Origin of the sequence: Pseudoalteromonas spongiae UST010723-006, from assembly GCF_000238255.3 — a bacterium.
Classification (GTDB): Bacteria; Pseudomonadota; Gammaproteobacteria; order Enterobacterales; family Alteromonadaceae; genus Pseudoalteromonas; species Pseudoalteromonas spongiae.
The window spans coordinates 385,963-402,087 of record NZ_CP011039.1 but is presented as its reverse complement, the minus strand read 5'-3'; the positions used below and the strand labels follow the sequence as shown (position 1 = coordinate 402,087).

Genomic DNA, 16,125 nt, shown 5'->3' with positions numbered 1-16,125 from the left:
TCAACCTAAGCAGTTTTAAATAAACGAACAATAAAAAACCACAATATCATAAGGATAGCTGAAAAAGAAATAGAGTCTGCTAGTGTTGATGCATAGGAATTAGATTGATTTATTTGCCAAAAGGTATAATTACGCGCGTCTGTTGAATGTAATTTAGATAACACTTCAAGGTATTCTTTTTTATCACTGATAAATAGTTTTATTTCTTGTCCATATGCATCTATGTCAAGCTTAGAGATATTATCTAGCTGCTTTGCAATATCCTGCTTATAAGTAACGTCGAGTGTTTTGTTAAAAGCATCCAGTAAACACTCACCTTTTCCGGCAAACGGTCCACTGAATGTAATAACAGAAAACTTATAAATTATATGTCGTCTTACTCCTGAATATTTTGCTAACGGAACAGACTCATCTTCGATTTCAATTCCACATGAATGAGCTATTGAAGAAAGAAAGTTATTATTATTCAGTCTTGAAAGTGCTTTGTACTCTCTATCTTCTTTCTTCGATAAAGCCCCTGATAATTTAACACCTTTGTCTCGACCAATATCTTTTAAGATCTCGTAGTCGACACTTATATTTGGCTCATAAAGCAGATACGTTTCTGTCGCATCCTTTTTAAATACGTCAAAATACTCTGTAGTAAATACCGTTATACAGACTACTAATAAATAGCCAGTTAACTTAAAAAACATCATTTCGTTAACTTAGGCCTAATTACCAAGTAGAGCAATGCTAAAAGACCATAGACAAAAGTAAATATAATTAGAATCAAGGCGCGCTTTGGCGAGTGCTTATTTTCCGCAATAATTGGTAAGTCAATTGGTTCAAACACATAATGCTCTTTTGTTTTTGCTAGAAGAAGTCTTTTTGTTTGCTCTTGAACCAACTCATACAATAACCCTCTCATTTCTGCATAGTTAGTTTTCGTTATCGCCTCTCTAAGCAAATCAATTGACACATTCGCTTCTTTGATTTCCTTATTCTGTAGCATGTCATTTATTTCATTGATGACAATATTTACGACTTTTTGTGCCACATATGGAGAAACATGAATATAACCAATTTTCACAATATTCGTTTTCTCATCCCAGCTAACACTTAAGTTAGAGCGAAACTCTTCATATAACTCAAAATCACTTGGAATAAGAGTTTTAGGCGCTTTTACTTTTCTAACCCACTTTTTATTTTGAACATCATAAATTTCACTATCTATCTCAAGTTTTAACGAAATAGGATCCCAAGATTTCGCAGCAAAAACTTCAACATCTAGTTCATGTTTATCAATAATTTTATAAATAAATGTTTTTGATTTAATAACCTCTAAAGCGAGCTGAAGATTATCTCGCTTTCCGCCACCAAGGTTTAAACCAGCCATACTCGCAAGCCCACCGAGAGAGCCTCCTAGAGAGCCTAGAGATGAACTTTGCATATCTTCAGCAGGTGCATATGTTCCCTTTGCTTGATATTTATTTGGTATTGAAAGCAAAACAAAAACCATGCCCACCACAATCAAAATATAAATAATTGAAATAGTAAGAAACTCTTTAAGACCAATGAAGTTACTAAGCTTTTTAAACAAACTAATTTCCCTCTACTCTTTCAGCACGAAGGCCGAGATATACTATTGCAGCCATAACGATAGGTACCTGTGAACCTAACAATACATGACCTGCAATAAATGCATGTAATATTAAAAATGAAACCAATAATAGTGTTATGGCGGTTAAAAGTGACTTATAGTTTATTAAGTTTTTCGCTATTTTAATCCAAACATAAGTAATAATAAGTGAATAAAAAATAGTGAATACAATGCCACACAAACCTAGTAGATCATGAAAATCTTTTTCTACATTTTTTTCATATGGCTTATTATAACCCAGCTTAACGCGTAAATGATGCTCTTCCCCTACAGCATAATAATACTGATAACCTTGACCAAATAAAAAGTCTAACGTTGACCGCGATTCTTTCGCGAGTTCTGCGGCTAATTCTAAATGCGCTCTTGGGCTTACTCCTTCAAGAAGTTCTATAATACGTGCAGAGTGATAGGCTATATCATCAGCATACTTAATTGCTAAAGACACAACTGCAGAAATAACTAAAACAGTCACCGTCGAAATAATAATCTTAATTAGCAAATTCAATAAGCTTTTAGACTTACTATGGAACAGAAAAACAAAAACACCTGCCATTAAAATAAGGGAACCAACGAGCAAACTCGTTCTACTTGCAATAAAAACTAACGAAATAAAGCAGATAAAACAGGTGAATAGTTCGATTAGCTTAAAAGAGATTATCGCTCTATACCATGCGACAGCAGAAGCTAACAGAATACAAATACCAATATCATTACCTGAAATAAAAACACCTTTAAAACCAAAAGTGTATTCACCGTAGGACTCATAGCCTATACCTAAAAAATAACAAACAATAATAGAACTTGCAGCAATTAACCCATAGAGAGAAACAGCATGAGTGACTTTATCAAAGGTACTTGAATCTTCCTTTTCAATAAAAATGAGATAAACAAAAAAAGGTAAAAGTAAAAATAATAACGGTTTCAGATTTGCAGAAATAGGTATTCCATTTTGACTAGCAAACCAATAAAGAAATAAAACCAAATAAAACGAAATAATTAGTAAGACGAGCTTGGTTAGCGCTTGCTTTGATTTAAAGAGTATAAATAAACCAAAAGCAACTAACGAAAACCTTGTAAAAGCACCAAAAGGTAAACCCAAACCAAGAACAATTTCAAATAATCCCGTCAAAATATCTGCAAATAAAGGACCGAGAATTAATAAGTAAGGTAAATATGGAGTGACCCACTTTTTGACCAGCCTGTCGTTTTGTTGGAAATAAATCACGGTTAAAACTGCTTCATAAATTTACTTTGAGCAACCATCTTGGCTCTAAAGTTTCTCAAAATAAAGCCACCGCAAATTACTGGTAACACCCAGTATAAGTTCGAACCATTTATAAAATGAAGAGAAAGTAATGATAGAACTGCAACAGAGATTGCTAATACAAATAGGTTTAATTTTGCAACTGTTGCCTCCTCTCCATGCAAACTCAATGATGTTAAATTTGCAAATCCATATTGCGAGCAGATAAATACAAACATGATCATCACTGGAATCGAAACAGCCATTTGCCAACTAATTTCAAGAATAATCAAATAAAGGGCTGTAAAGGCTAATCCACCAATGCAACTTACCCAGATAATCTTGCTGTAGGCTTTATTAATTTTTGCCAGTTGCACCCAATTTAGCTGATCATTTGCCATGATTTTCATTGATTTGTTTGCATAGGTTCTTGGAATTAACATGGCAATCGAAAAACACGAAATAGCTAAAGCAACATAAGAAGCAATTTCAGGTTCAAAAATTTCTTTTGAGATAAATGGAAAGCAAAAAACAGCAAAAATACTAGCTGTTGTTGAAACAGCAATATTTGCGACGCTTTTTAATGGAATATGTTTTATTTCCATACTACTTGAAGCATCGTCTAGCACCATAACAGTGACTAAGCCGGTCAAACAAGCAACAACATAAACAAAATAAGGTGCATTTGGATGTTCAAAACCGTTTAAGCTCATAAGTAATGGCATAACAAGGCAAGCTAGAGCAATTAAACATTCTGAAATAGCCAAAATAACAAAACCATGATTGGCGATTCGTTTAAAGCGGTAGATATAGTAAAAATGCAATATCCAAAGCAACATTAACGTAAAGTAAATATTTGCAATAATTCCAGCAAAAAAAAGTCCGACTAAAATAGCACTTGAGCTTAAAAGCCCCAACATGGACTGTTTAACAACACTTTTAAAACTACCTAAATACTCTTGCTTTAATACAAAAAAACCAAAGCTCTGACTAAATGCCGTGTTTAGTAACATCAAAATAAAAAAGTCACTGCCAAAAGAGGCGGTATTTCCTGCACCTAAAAAGAAAATACACGAAGAAAGTAAAATAACCCTTGAAGCACCTGGGCCACCGGTTGCTAACAACGGCGCAAAAATCGTCAAAAGCCAGTTTAGCTTGGCACTTTCAACTCTGCCATGTGCCATATATTGCAATCGATGTTTAGAAAGGGATTCTAATGATTGGGAAAATGCATGGCGCATTTTCAAATTAGATAAGCCGTATTTACTTGATGTAAGGAGCTCTAAAAACGAAATTTTATCGCCTTTTATTTTTTTGCGATAAAAAGAGAAGTTCTCCCTATTTCGTTTCGACATTATCAAGTTATGTTTATTTTCAAACAAATCAATCGCGCGCAACTTATTTTGCACGGACGATATACGCTCTAAACCGCGATCATCATTTACAATATAAAGCTCTTTACCAAGTCTAAATGCATCACCAAACTTTGCAATCAAACGCACCCATAAATCATGATCTTGCAGGGCTGGTAAATTAGCATCAAAACCATCAACAGCTAAAACACGTTCCCTTTTTACTAGAATCTGATTAGAGCACTGGTTTAAATCTAACGCATTAGATAGTGATATGACTTTATTCTTCGCAAACAATGACTTTTTGTGAGTGCCGTAATCCCAAAAATAACCACTACAAACAAAAGCATATTTATCATCATATACTTTCAACAAGTCTTCTAAACGGCTTGGTAAAAACACATCATCATCGTCTAAACCTGTTACTAAGTCAGTTTCAAGGTGTGCAATTGCTTTATTACGTGAAGCACAGGCACCGATGGATTCATCATTTCGAATAAAAGTGATTTTCGGGTGATTTAAGTTACGTAGATACTCAAATGTGCCGTCTGTTGAGCCATCATCAACAACACAAATCTTAAAGTTCTGATAGCTTTGCGACAACACCGAGTCTATCGCTTTTTTTAATAGTTCTAGGCGGTTTTTCGATGGTATATAAATACCCACACTTAACTGTTTATGAGTCATGATTTAGCCACCAAATCACGATAAATCGCTTCTATTTCAATACAGACTGATTTTAATCTATATTTATTTGAAATAGCCAAAGCATTCTCAGACAGCTTTTGATATTCACTCGACTCTGCAGACAAAACAGAATTAAGTGCATTGCTAAAGGTTGAAACTAGTTCAGATTCATTGTCTTGATTAATTAAGTATACTGAACCAGCTAACTGCTCTTCTGAGCCATGATTTTTTGTTGCAATAACCGGCGTGCCACATGCCATCGCCTCTGTCATAACAAGGCCAAATGATTCATTACGCGATAAACTCACTAAAACTCGGCTTTGATTTAAATAATTAGCAACGGCATTTGCGGCAAGCGCCCCTGTTACTGTTACGTTATTGTGTGCTTTTGCAAGTGTTAAAAAGTGCGCAAGATGCGGGCCCATACCAATAACAATAAACTGCTTATCAGGACATGCTTGAATTAAAGCTTCTAAGCGGTCAGTCCCTTTGTTGTGATCTAAGCACCCAACAAAAGCTGCATCAAATTTTTTCTCTATTTCTGGTTGTTGAAAATAAATCGATTCATCAAAACCTGCGCTCAAAATAGAGTAAGTAATATTTTGAGCATAAAAACTTTGCTGTAAGCGCTTAGAGGTGAAAATCCAATGATCAACAATACTTATCAGCTTTTTATAAGTTTGACTTGGGTTTTCATAGCAATAAATATCACCACCATGACAAGTTACGACTACCTTAACGTGTTTATTGCGTAATAACTTATACAGCCATGCACATAAGATGGTTGGGTAATAATAATGAATATGAATTAAATCGACTTTTTTAGGGTTTAAAACAACCCCTATAAAAAAGCTAAAGAAAAAAAGCGGGTATTTAAATAGTCGGTGAAAAAACGAGTCACCATTCCAGCGCATATAAAAATAGTCTAGATTACTAATTTTATGCTTTAGACGCTTTACTTGATTATTAACAAATAAACCCAAAACAGGGGCACTCTTTTTTGGCCCCATATTTGATACAACTAACACATTCATATTTAATAAACGTTTTTCATTTTAAATGTGTAGGTAACGGTTTTAAAAATAAGTGAAATATAGTGCTTAATAGTCTGTTTATTTACCCAAAGTACATCATTGGCAACAATTTCATCCATAGGTAAATCACTGCGACCATTAATTTGTGCCAGTCCTGTTATACCTGGTTTTGCATCTAATCTTTTAAACCATTCCTTGGGTAGTTTTTCATATTCTTCAGGCACCCAAGGACGAGGGCCTACAATCGACATATCGCCAACTAGCACATTCCACAGTTGTGGAAGCTCGTCTAAGCTGGTTTTTCGTAAAAATAAACCTAGAGGCGTAATTCTTGGGTCATTTTTATACTTAATGGTGTACTCATTAACTTTTTCAAGGGCGCTGTCATCGACTACGGCTTCGTTTAGCATACTGCGAAACTTATAAATAGTGATAACCTTGCCACCTAGACCAAGTCTTTTTTGTGCAAAGAAAACTGGTCGCCCCATTTTAATCGCAACCAGTATTGCTAACACTAGCAATACTGGGAAAAACAACGATAAAGCTAAAAAAGCAAAGATTATGTCACATAATCGAATTGCTAATTTTTGCATTGCGCTTGCACTCCAATTGCAATTTTTAATGCCTCAATACCATCTTGTGCAGTCACTCTTGGTGCTCTACCAAAAAGAATCGCTTCTGCAAAATCAGTATGCTCAGCCATTAGCGGCTCAACATTAGGAACAAAAACACGTTCAACTAAGCTTTCTTGCTTATATTTAATATCGCTATTTGAAGACACGTAAGCACCCTGAGCATAACGATTCACTTCAATTTCTTTTCGTAAGAAATCGACATTAATAAAGCAGTTTTCACACGAAATTAAAATGGTGCGCTGCTTTGTCTGTGATGCTTTACTTGCCGTAATATCACAAACAACCCCATTTGCACCTTTAAAAATTGCGGTAACATAGTCTGAGTTGTTAGTGTAGAAGTTACCACCAACAGCACCAACTAGCTCTAACTGACCTGGAACCAGGCAATTTACATTATCAATGTCATGAATCATTAAATCCAAAACAACGTCAACATCATTTGCACGGCTAGTGTTATAAGATAAGCGATTCGCCTTGATAGCTAAAATCTCTTTGTCTTCAAGAATTTTCTGTAATTCAGGGTAAACAGGGTTGTAACGTTCTACGTGACCAACAGCCAAAGTTAAATGGCGCTCTTCTGCTATCGCTTTTAATTCTTCCGCTTCAGAAATCTCTACCGTAATTGGCTTTTCAATCAGGCAATGCTTATCTTGTAATAGAATTTGCTTGGCAAGTTCAAAGTGTAAAGTGGTAGGTGCAGCTAAAACAACAGCATCAACTTGATCTAAAAAGGCTTGGAAATCGTTAAAATACTTACAACCAAACTCTTTAGCAACGTTATTACCTTGTTGTTCGTTTGGATCAAACAAACCAATACATTCAACAAGTGGGTTAGCAACTGCTACTCGCACGTGGTTGCGGCCCATTGAGCCTGCGCCAGCAACACCAATGCGAACTGTTTTTTTAGGTGAATTCATTTTCTTATACCTGTTTTGCTAGGGTATTTAATACACTACAAACTTTTAATACTTCTTCTTCTGAAAGTGCAGGGTGAACAGGTAATGATAAGACTTTTCTTGATAAAGCGCGAGCATTTTCATCACCCACATTAACGCTTTTATCATTGTAGAAGACTTGCTCAGTGATACTAAATGGATAAACAATAGCTGAACCAATCTGATTTTCAGCCAATAAAGCCTGCACTTCAGCTCGTTCAACACCTTCAATTACAACTGTATATTGATGATATACATGTTTAAATCCGTTTGGTTCTAATGGTGTTTTAATAAACGGGTTACCTGCAAGCTCTTTATTATATATAGCCGCATTTCGACGACGCACATCGTTCATACCCTCTAGCTTTTTAAGCTGCTCCAAACCAATGGCGGCTGCAATATTGGTCATGCGATAGTTGTAACCCAAAACATCATGCTCATACTGATCAACACGTCCATGGTTTAAATACTTACGCCCAAGTGCGGCAACTGCTTCATCTTTAAATAATGTAATACCACCTTCAGACGTTGTCATATTTTTTGTTGGGTAGAAACTAAAACATGATGCATCACCAAAGCTGCCAGCTTTTTGTTCATTAACTAAAGCGCCGTGGCTTTGCGCACAATCTTCAATAACTTTTAAATTATATTTCTTAGCAATTTGTTGCAAGCGGTTCATATCACATGCTAGGCCAAAGATATGAACAACCATAATGGCTTTAATTGACTCGTCATAATTAGACTCTAGATAAGCTTCTAGCTTATCTAAATCTAATGTAAAAGTTTGCGGATCAATATCTACAAAAACAGGAACGGAACGATTAAATAGAATTGAATTACTTGATGCAATAAAGGTAAATGGGGTTGTTAAAACTTTATCACCCTCACCAATACCAAGTGCTAAAAGAGCAATATGTAAGGCGGTTGTACCATTACATGAAGCAGCCCCCAAAGGCATACCAATGTAATCTGCAAATTTTTTTTCAAAATCAGCTACTACTGCACCTGTTGCAATCATCCCCGACTTCATCACATCAACAACGGCATTAATTTCTTCTTCGCCCATTTCAGGCTTAGCCATATTTATCATAAAAAACTCACTTAATAATTTAAAAAACTGGTAAAACTTTAATAGCACTTAAAGGAAGAGATAATACTTCTTGCGTTGATGGTTCGGTAAACTCAATACACTGTTTTTCTTTATCAACGTTAGAGATGTGGCCTGATAACACTCGCTCGCCATTTTTATAAACAAAGCCAACTACTTTTGCTGGATTGCCAACAACTAGGGCATGTGCCGGAATCGTTTTATTAACCACAGCACCTGAGCCAATCATAGCGTACTCACCAATTTCAATGCCGCATACCAAGGTCGCACCTGCACCAATCGACGCACCTTTTTTAATTAGTGTTGGTGTTACTTTCCAATCTGGGTTTACTGCACGCGGTCGAAAATCATTGGTGAAAATTGCAGAAGGGCCAACAAATACGTCATCTTCAATAGTAACGCCATTATAAACAGAAACGTTGTTTTGAATTTTAACGTTTGCACCTATCGAAACATCAAAATCAACATAAACATTTTTAGACAGAATCGTGTTTTCACCTATTTGTGCGTTTTCACGAACTTGCACTAAGTTCCAAACCTTTACATTGTCTGCCAACTGCGCTTTTGGACTTACCTCAGCAGTTTGGTGAATAAAAGCTGTTGTCATTTTATCCTGCCTGTTTTAATTCATTGATATGTGACATAAAGTCAGAAATTGCCTGTTGATTTGCAGCGTTTCTAACGGTTTCTTTTTTCTTTATATCTAAATTCTTAATCTGTAATTCATTATTTAACGCAATCAACAGCCCTTGTTTCTCAAGCTGTTTGTCAACGTTTGGTAATTCACCCGAAAACAAAGTGTAGGCTGGCGTATTTAAACAAGCGGCTTCTCTGTTCATGCTACCACCACCACTAATAACAGCGTCAGCACAATTAACCAATTGAAGACCATCTAATACGCGTTGCGAAAACTTAAAATTAGGGAATTTGCTTTCTAAAGCTACTTTTTGTGATTCTACACGAGGTAACACCAACACTGTCACATCTATTTCACATAAGCGTGTTAGACATAAATCAAAAAATGATTCATCGTTATTATGATAAAGCGCAAGAGTTGGTGGAGGTCTTACAACGACAAGCGGCTTACGCATTTCATTCTCTGAAAGAGCAAATGCCTCTTGAATCACTGAAGAATAATTTGCTGTTTTTTGAAAGTCAGCTAAACAAATATCTTCTTTTAGACCGCTGTAACGACGAATTTGCTTAGCACCAAACTTTAATGCACTTTGCTGTGGAAACGCAGTAGGTAAACTGACAATGCTAGCAAGTCGAAACGCTATATGATTTGCTGGCTGGCCTTCAAAATCCATGCTTGTTAAGCTGGGTATGCCTAGTAGTTTGGCTGCTGCTAATTGAAAGTAAGAGTTATGAGAAAGTGCAACGTCGAACTTTTTGCTTTTAGCATAACGAACAAGTGAAACTGTTCTGGCAATTAGGTTAAATACTTTAGCCAGTTTATTTTTACCACCATGCCCATCTATTAAGGTGGCGCCTAAGGTATGCTGTTTTACAAGTTGTGCTGTTTGAGCAAAATCCCTGTACGTGATCTCAACCTCAATACCACTTTGCTCTAACCTTTTAATAATGGGTAAAAAGAAAATAACATGTGGCGAGTTTACAAGATCGATCCAAACTCTCATATTTACCTTAAAATAACGCTTAAACACTCTAAAATCGGCGCAAAGTATACACGCTTATGCAACATATAAGCAATAATACATAGTCTTTAAAGAATTAAGCTAATGCAGAAAGGTTGTGGTACATCAAAGCTTTCTGTAATAAGAAAATAAGGTTAAAATTTGATTTTAATTCTAAACCAATCACAATTCTGGGTTACAAATTGAAACAATTTTATCAATACCTCCCTAAAAGAATAAAAAAATGTTTATCTGTAACTAAACTTTTTATTAAATCCCCCTCATTGAGCCTAAGAGTTAAAAAACGATACCAATGTTCTTCCCCTATTTATTTACTTTCATTTCCGCGTTCAGGATCCAGCTGGGTAGGTTCAATCATAGGGCATGGCAAATATACTAGATACCTTAGAGAACCAATAACAACTGCGTTTTATTATCATAAATCAATGAGCGCTTCCGTGTTTAGCAGAAATAAGTGTGAGGACTGGCCTTTGTATTACAGTTTACTAAAAAAGGCTTCTTCAACCGAACTAACGTTTTTGAACTCTGCTGTACCAGAACCAACCCAGTGGAAAAATAATAATGTAAAGCTCCCTATTATCATAAAAGAAGTTAACCCTTTGATCATCGAGGAACTTGCTCAACTCGATATTAAGCTTGTCTACCTTACCCGACACCCTTTTTCAATTGCCAAAAGTTATGAAGCACTTGGTTGGGATAAGCCAAACCAATTCGAAACCCGGTTCACCGATAATGAGATATCTAATTTGTTAACCCTAGAGCCCGACTTAGTCAAACAGGATTTTTTCTACCAAATTGGTTTTTTACAAGGGTTCATAGAAAGAAAATTTCATGAATTAGCATTGGGGAAGGCTATTATATATGAAGAACTTTTAGCATCTCCATTAAATCAGTTTAAACGTATATTTGACACGTTAGATCTGAAGTTTAGCAACGAAGTAGAGTTCAATCTAATGACGTCTATATCCGGAAAGGAACAAAGCCAAGCAGGTCAATTCGATCTCGTTAGAAATATAGAAAGTATAAAAAGAATATCAATAAAACCCGAAGTGTTAAGCAGTTACAATTCAACAATGGCAGGTTATTGCTCAGCATTAAAAGGTATGGAGAAGAAAGCTATTTATTCTAACAACAAATATGTTGAGTTTGATTAATGAGTGACCTCAAAAAAAGTATAACTAATACAATATTGCTTTTTTGTGAAAAGTGGCTCTTACTGGCCTTAAATTTTATAACAGTTATTTTGTTAACGCGTTATTTAGATATAAAACTGGTAGGTACATATTCATCTATCCTTGCCTTCGCAAGCCTTTTATTACCCTTCACCACGTTAGGGTTGAACAATTTAGCTTCAAAATACTTTATAAAGTACCCAAATTCTAAACACTTTTATTTTTGTGCTGCCTTACGGATACGACTTTTTGGTGCCATATTCGCAGCACTTGTTGGTATCGTGCTTGGCTTTTTTGTCTATGGGATATCCTATGAGCTTCAATTAGTCTCAATTTTATTGTTTTTCCAGATGTTCAACATCTTTAACCTTGTCGAATATTTATTCATGTCACAACAGCAGGTATGGAAAACAATGCCATATCGAGTGGCTATTAGGATAACTATTAAGTTTATGTTTTTAATCGCGCTTATTTATAAGTGCAGTTTAACATCACTTATCTTTATTTTAGGTAGTGAATACCTACTTATAGCGTTAGCATACTGGCTCATTTACACAAACAACAACATAGACCAAGAACAAAACTTCAGAACAACGTATACGCCAACAATCAAACGATTTTTTCATAAATCAAAGTGGTTGTTTTTAAGTTCATTTGCAATGATCTTATACTTAAAGATAGACCAAGTAATGCTCAGTCAAATGATTGGTATGGAGCAAACAGCTCAATATGCAGTTGCAGCTAAACTGTCTGAGTTTTGGTATATTTTCCCCGTATTACTTGCCAATGCATTTAACCCTTTACTGACAAATAACTACACAAAGCAAAGAGCTACCTATGACAAACATTGCAAATTGCTGCTTTCAGCACTATTTTTAAGTGCTATTGTCATCGCATCAACCACGGCTTTAGTTGCGGAACCACTCATTGAGTTTTTGTTTGGTGAAAGTTACAAACAAAGCGCATCAATATTAACGATTCATATCTGGGCTTGTATTTTCGTATTCCAAAGAGCAATATTTAGTAAGTGGTTAATCTTATCCAATAATTATAAATATAGCCTCTGGACACACTTTTTAGGTGCAACCATAAACATCTTATTGAATCTGCTGCTTATCCCAATCTTTGGTGGTATCGGAGCGGCGGTCGCAAGTGTTGCGAGCTACACGTTTGCAGGATTCATTTCATTATTCATATTTAGGCAAACACGCCCATTTGCTTACTTGATGACAGCAGCAATGATAAACTGCGTGCCTAATTGCATTTCATTACTCTCAATAAAAAACAAACCTTATGCGTAATTTATTAAAAAGCAGCATTTTAAAAGTCGCACACAGTGCTGGGTACGAACTCAAAATAAGTAGAATTACTAAATCACAGCAGCAAAATCGCATTGCATTTATTCACCTTGCCAAGTGTGGAGGTATCTCTATAGACAACGCTATGCGTTCACAATTCGCACAATCTGGTGAAAGAAAAATTATCCGCTCACCTTTAATTGCAACAAGCTTATATAAGTTTGAACGTTCAATCTCTAACTTAACTGATGCTTGCGATTTTAGCGAATTGCACATAGATACACTACAAGACGCATTACTTTACCATTTAAATCAAGATTGGAATTATGTGAGTGGCCACCTTGCAGTGAATAGCAAGTTGTTAAAACACTATTCAAAAAAGTATGATTTTATAACTGTACTGCGCAACCCAAAAGCACGTTTTAAATCTAATTACATATTCAACAAAATGACTAATCATTTATCTGCAATGCCTCCATATGCTAATTCAATGCAAGATGTAATCAACGAAGCAAATGAAATAGTGTTTGGACGTAGAGGCTGGCAAATGGCCAATATGCAGACATCATACATAACCGGTTACTTTCCTAAAGATGAACACGACGCAGCGTCTCAACAAATACTTTTTAGGGAAAATATTGACCAATTTAAAGTTGTGGGCATACTGGAAGAGTTATACAAGTTTAAACAAGCTTGTCTTGAACAATATAATGTCAAGCTTGACATTAAAAAACGTAATCAAACAGATTCAAACCTGACAAAAGAACAATCCTCAATAAAGATGAGACTTGAAGATTATTTCTCATCTTCAAAAGTCGAAAATAAACTTGATAGTTTGTGTCAATTTGAAATGGAAAATTACAACTATGTGAAAGAGTAAATATGGATAATAAATTACAAAAAGCGATACAACTTTTTCAGAATAAAAAGTTTGCTAAAAGCCAATCAATACTAAAAAAAATAAACACTTCAAACCCCACTTATACATCACTTGAGTTGGAAGCTGTATGCTTAGCTGAGCAAAAGCAGTTTAAGCTTGCTGCAATTAAGTTTGAACAAAGTTTATCACTAGCTTCAAACAAAACGGAAAAAACAAATGCAATTAATAATTTATCCTCTACATACCTTAAGGTAAAAGAGTGGAAATTAGCAGCTAAGTACTTAGAGCAAATAGTTGCATTGGGCTCCAACACACACTCGTTTGAAGCTAGAGCTAACCTAACAAAGTGTTATTATAATCTAAAAGAGTTTGAGCATTTGCAGACTCATGCTGATAAACTAAAAACGGTCTCTGGATATGACTCAGACGCATACTGCTTTGTAGCAATCGCACAACTTTGCTTGGAGAAAAATAGTGATGCACTGGAAACATTGACAAGGATGCATCAAAACATATCGCAATACGCTATCGAAAAACTCATAATAATCACACAGCTAGCCGAACAAAAATTAACCCCCTGTGCATACGAAAAACACATTTCAATTATAGAAAAAGCTTTTGGGAGTCAAGATTGGGTAGAAAAGCTTAAGAAACCAAAAAATATCACGAAAAATACCTCTTCAGGCTATGCTTTTCCGCATATTGAGACCTCATCATCCGACGTGCACCATGTGTTAACTGAGATATGTAAAAAAACGATTGCTTTAGGTGGTAAGTTTATTGAGGGAGTATCGCTTATTGAGAAAAATGGTGAATTAAGTGTTAAGTTAACTAACTCCGATGCAGCGTCATCTGATGAGGTCGCAATATCTGTTCCCTTAAAAGCGGCTCCATTATTATCTGACTATAATATTTCGTTAGATAAGAATACATTGTTAGCATCGCCAAAAGAGCAACAAGTAAATCCTAGCGCGAATGAATTAATGCGACTTTTCATTTCACTTTACAATCTAACAAATAAAATAAGTTTCTGGAGAAAGGTTAACCCAATAGCTAACCTTGATTTAAGTCATCCCGCGTTAAAACAACTTACACTTTCTATTAGTAAGAGCCACTCTTTTACCAAGTTGATAGAGCTAGAAAGTGATGAACTCATCCTGAAAACATTTTTAGACTCAAGGAAGTTTAATTATGAACAAAAACACCTTAAACAAGCCAAAATTCCGGCAAATGGAGATGTTAGAGGACTGCTGGGGATTATAGATTTACTCAATCATCACTCAAGCGCTCCCGGTTATAAGCCAGCATATAAAGAACAAGCAATTCAGGTTAACAGCTATACAGATAACAACAATCAACTATGTGTGAAATATAATCATAACGATCCCCTTACCAGCTACTTTGTTTACGGGTACATAGATAGTTCGTCGATGAAAGCTTTATCTATACCACTCAATGCTACGCTGTCGAACGGATTAGCTGTTTTTATAGATAATGCTCCAAATGTTAAGTCCAACAATCTAGTAGATGAAAATATAAAAGATTTGAAAGCGCTTTATCCCGAATACATTGAAAAAAATGAAAATAGCTTAGCCATCTCGCGCATAATTTTTCCTGAATACAAAAACAAAAACTCACTTATCCGAGTATTAACACATATATTCCAAAAACACGTAAACACAGAAGGGGTTGAATTTAATACTACGCAGGTTAATGATCTGGTGGTTCAACTTATTTCACAAGTGCGTACCGCTAACCTAACCCATTGGAAAAAGGTAAAAGACTTACTCAACGACAGTCAACTTCCAAAAATACAACTCGATGCGCTCCTAACATTAACAGAGATGCACATTAGTTTATTTGAAAGCTATCGATAACAACAGGCTATAAACAATGGGCTGCTTGCCCATTGTTTATAGCGGAAATTGAATGGTTGATTTTAATCTTAAAAACTCTTCTTCTATTTCTTTTTTTGCGTTTTCATGGCCGCTAACAGCAAAAACATAGAGGGTATTTTGAGTTTTATTTAGTACAGCCAAATTATAAATTATCTGTTTATTTCCAGACCTTTCACCAGAAAAACGATATTCCAGAGATTGGTGCTTATCGTTAAATAAGGCATTATCATTTGGAAACAATGTAATCTTTAAATCTTTATGCCCCGTTGCTAACAACCCTTTTCTAGCTGTGCCGATAAAGTTATTCCACTCTTGTTCACTGCCGCTATACTGTGCGCCATTAAGTTTTTGGCAAGTTACATTAGTTGCTACATTTATATTACCAAACGTTTGAATATCTAATTGCTGAGACATATCAAGAGACACATTTTCGTTTACTTTATGGTTCTCATGCTTAACTTGGGGGGGATTAACAAACTCAACATTAACTAAACATGCATTCGCTAACACATTAAAGGAAAATAAGGCACCAATTGTGGTAGCTAGTATTTTTTTCATTTTATCTCCTAAAAAATAAACCCGG

Annotated in this window: 15 protein-coding genes; 4 read left to right on the top strand and 11 right to left on the bottom strand. The window is 35.4% G+C overall.

Annotated elements, in window-relative coordinates; translation table 11 throughout:
- Positions 1 to 5: 5 nt before the first annotated feature.
- From PSPO_RS01905 to PSPO_RS01860, 10 genes are read right to left on the bottom strand one after another with little or no spacing between them, the layout of a single operon-like run.
- A complete protein-coding gene (locus PSPO_RS01905; RefSeq protein ID WP_010561129.1) occupies positions 6 to 698 on the bottom strand; it encodes a hypothetical protein in 693 nt (230 codons plus the stop codon).
- Positions 695 to 1,582 carry a GumC domain-containing protein gene (locus PSPO_RS01900; RefSeq protein WP_010561130.1) on the bottom strand — a complete coding sequence of 296 codons (888 nt, stop codon included), beginning with the start codon at positions 1,580 to 1,582 and terminating at the stop codon, positions 695 to 697. The genes PSPO_RS01905 and PSPO_RS01900 overlap by 4 nt, the downstream gene beginning before the upstream one ends.
- 1 nt (position 1,583) lies before the next feature.
- Positions 1,584 to 2,867 (bottom strand): O-antigen ligase family protein, encoded by a 1,284-nt coding sequence (locus PSPO_RS01895; RefSeq protein WP_010561131.1) that lies wholly within the window; start codon positions 2,865 to 2,867, stop codon positions 1,584 to 1,586.
- A gap of 2 nt (positions 2,868 to 2,869) precedes the next feature.
- A complete protein-coding gene (locus tag PSPO_RS01890; RefSeq protein ID WP_010561132.1) occupies positions 2,870 to 4,924 on the bottom strand; it encodes a glycosyltransferase in 2,055 nt (684 codons plus the stop codon).
- Positions 4,921 to 5,958, bottom strand: coding sequence for a glycosyltransferase family 4 protein (locus PSPO_RS01885; RefSeq protein ID WP_010561133.1), 1,038 nt, complete (start codon positions 5,956 to 5,958; stop codon positions 4,921 to 4,923). Before PSPO_RS01885 ends, PSPO_RS01890 begins: the two co-directional genes overlap by 4 nt.
- 2 nt (positions 5,959 to 5,960) lie before the next feature.
- Positions 5,961 to 6,551 (bottom strand): sugar transferase, encoded by a 591-nt coding sequence (locus PSPO_RS01880; RefSeq protein ID WP_010561134.1) that lies wholly within the window; start codon positions 6,549 to 6,551, stop codon positions 5,961 to 5,963.
- A complete protein-coding gene (locus PSPO_RS01875; RefSeq protein ID WP_010561135.1) occupies positions 6,539 to 7,510 on the bottom strand; it encodes a Gfo/Idh/MocA family protein in 972 nt (323 codons plus the stop codon). Before PSPO_RS01875 ends, PSPO_RS01880 begins: the two co-directional genes overlap by 13 nt.
- Before the next feature lie 4 nt (positions 7,511 to 7,514).
- Positions 7,515 to 8,609, bottom strand: coding sequence for a DegT/DnrJ/EryC1/StrS family aminotransferase (locus PSPO_RS01870; protein ID WP_202820565.1), 1,095 nt, complete (start codon positions 8,607 to 8,609; stop codon positions 7,515 to 7,517).
- Between the two features lie 28 nt (positions 8,610 to 8,637).
- Positions 8,638 to 9,243: an acyltransferase gene (locus tag PSPO_RS01865; RefSeq protein WP_010561137.1), complete on the bottom strand. Its 606-nt coding sequence runs from the start codon at positions 9,241 to 9,243 to the stop codon at positions 8,638 to 8,640.
- Position 9,244: 1 nt separating this feature from the next.
- A complete protein-coding gene (locus PSPO_RS01860; RefSeq protein ID WP_010561138.1) occupies positions 9,245 to 10,276 on the bottom strand; it encodes a DUF354 domain-containing protein in 1,032 nt (343 codons plus the stop codon).
- Between the two features lie 200 nt (positions 10,277 to 10,476).
- Here PSPO_RS01860 and PSPO_RS01855 point away from each other — a divergent pair, with 200 nt between their 5' ends.
- From PSPO_RS01855 to PSPO_RS01840, 4 genes are read left to right on the top strand one after another with little or no spacing between them, the layout of a single operon-like run.
- Positions 10,477 to 11,448, top strand: coding sequence for a sulfotransferase domain-containing protein (locus PSPO_RS01855; protein WP_148665218.1), 972 nt, complete (start codon positions 10,477 to 10,479; stop codon positions 11,446 to 11,448).
- Complete coding sequence (locus PSPO_RS01850) at positions 11,448 to 12,767, top strand: flippase (protein WP_010561140.1); 1,320 nt, start codon at positions 11,448 to 11,450, stop codon at positions 12,765 to 12,767. Before PSPO_RS01855 ends, PSPO_RS01850 begins: the two co-directional genes overlap by 1 nt.
- Complete coding sequence (locus PSPO_RS01845) at positions 12,760 to 13,644, top strand: sulfotransferase family 2 domain-containing protein (RefSeq protein ID WP_010561141.1); 885 nt, start codon at positions 12,760 to 12,762, stop codon at positions 13,642 to 13,644. The genes PSPO_RS01850 and PSPO_RS01845 overlap by 8 nt, the downstream gene beginning before the upstream one ends.
- A 2-nt stretch (positions 13,645 to 13,646) precedes the next feature.
- Positions 13,647 to 15,521, top strand: coding sequence for a tetratricopeptide repeat protein (locus PSPO_RS01840; protein ID WP_010561142.1), 1,875 nt, complete (start codon positions 13,647 to 13,649; stop codon positions 15,519 to 15,521).
- A 36-nt stretch (positions 15,522 to 15,557) separates the two neighbouring features.
- Here PSPO_RS01840 and PSPO_RS01835 read toward each other — a convergent pair whose 3' ends face one another.
- Positions 15,558 to 16,100, bottom strand: coding sequence for a hypothetical protein (locus tag PSPO_RS01835; RefSeq protein WP_010561143.1), 543 nt, complete (start codon positions 16,098 to 16,100; stop codon positions 15,558 to 15,560).
- Between the last annotated feature and the right edge of the window lie 25 nt (positions 16,101 to 16,125).

Excerpts from the sequence above, each read along its gene's own strand:
- PSPO_RS01905 (WP_010561129.1), bottom strand. The coding sequence starts at position 698 with ATGATGTTTTTTAAGTTAACTGGCTATTTATTAGTAGTCTGTATAACG.
- PSPO_RS01845 (WP_010561141.1), top strand. The coding sequence starts at position 12,760 with ATGCGTAATTTATTAAAAAGCAGCATTTTAAAAGTCGCACACAGTGCT.
- PSPO_RS01835 (WP_010561143.1), bottom strand. The coding sequence starts at position 16,100 with ATGAAAAAAATACTAGCTACCACAATTGGTGCCTTATTTTCCTTTAAT.
- PSPO_RS01865 (WP_010561137.1), bottom strand. The coding sequence starts at position 9,243 with ATGACAACAGCTTTTATTCACCAAACTGCTGAGGTAAGTCCAAAAGCG.
- PSPO_RS01850 (WP_010561140.1), top strand. The coding sequence starts at position 11,448 with ATGAGTGACCTCAAAAAAAGTATAACTAATACAATATTGCTTTTTTGT.
- PSPO_RS01840 (WP_010561142.1), top strand. The coding sequence starts at position 13,647 with ATGGATAATAAATTACAAAAAGCGATACAACTTTTTCAGAATAAAAAG.
- PSPO_RS01885 (WP_010561133.1), bottom strand. The coding sequence starts at position 5,958 with ATGAATGTGTTAGTTGTATCAAATATGGGGCCAAAAAAGAGTGCCCCT.
- PSPO_RS01890 (WP_010561132.1), bottom strand. The coding sequence starts at position 4,924 with ATGACTCATAAACAGTTAAGTGTGGGTATTTATATACCATCGAAAAAC.
- PSPO_RS01860 (WP_010561138.1), bottom strand. The coding sequence starts at position 10,276 with ATGAGAGTTTGGATCGATCTTGTAAACTCGCCACATGTTATTTTCTTT.
- PSPO_RS01870 (WP_202820565.1), bottom strand. The coding sequence starts at position 8,609 with ATGGCTAAGCCTGAAATGGGCGAAGAAGAAATTAATGCCGTTGTTGAT.
- PSPO_RS01875 (WP_010561135.1), bottom strand. The coding sequence starts at position 7,510 with ATGAATTCACCTAAAAAAACAGTTCGCATTGGTGTTGCTGGCGCAGGC.
- PSPO_RS01880 (WP_010561134.1), bottom strand. The coding sequence starts at position 6,551 with ATGCAAAAATTAGCAATTCGATTATGTGACATAATCTTTGCTTTTTTA.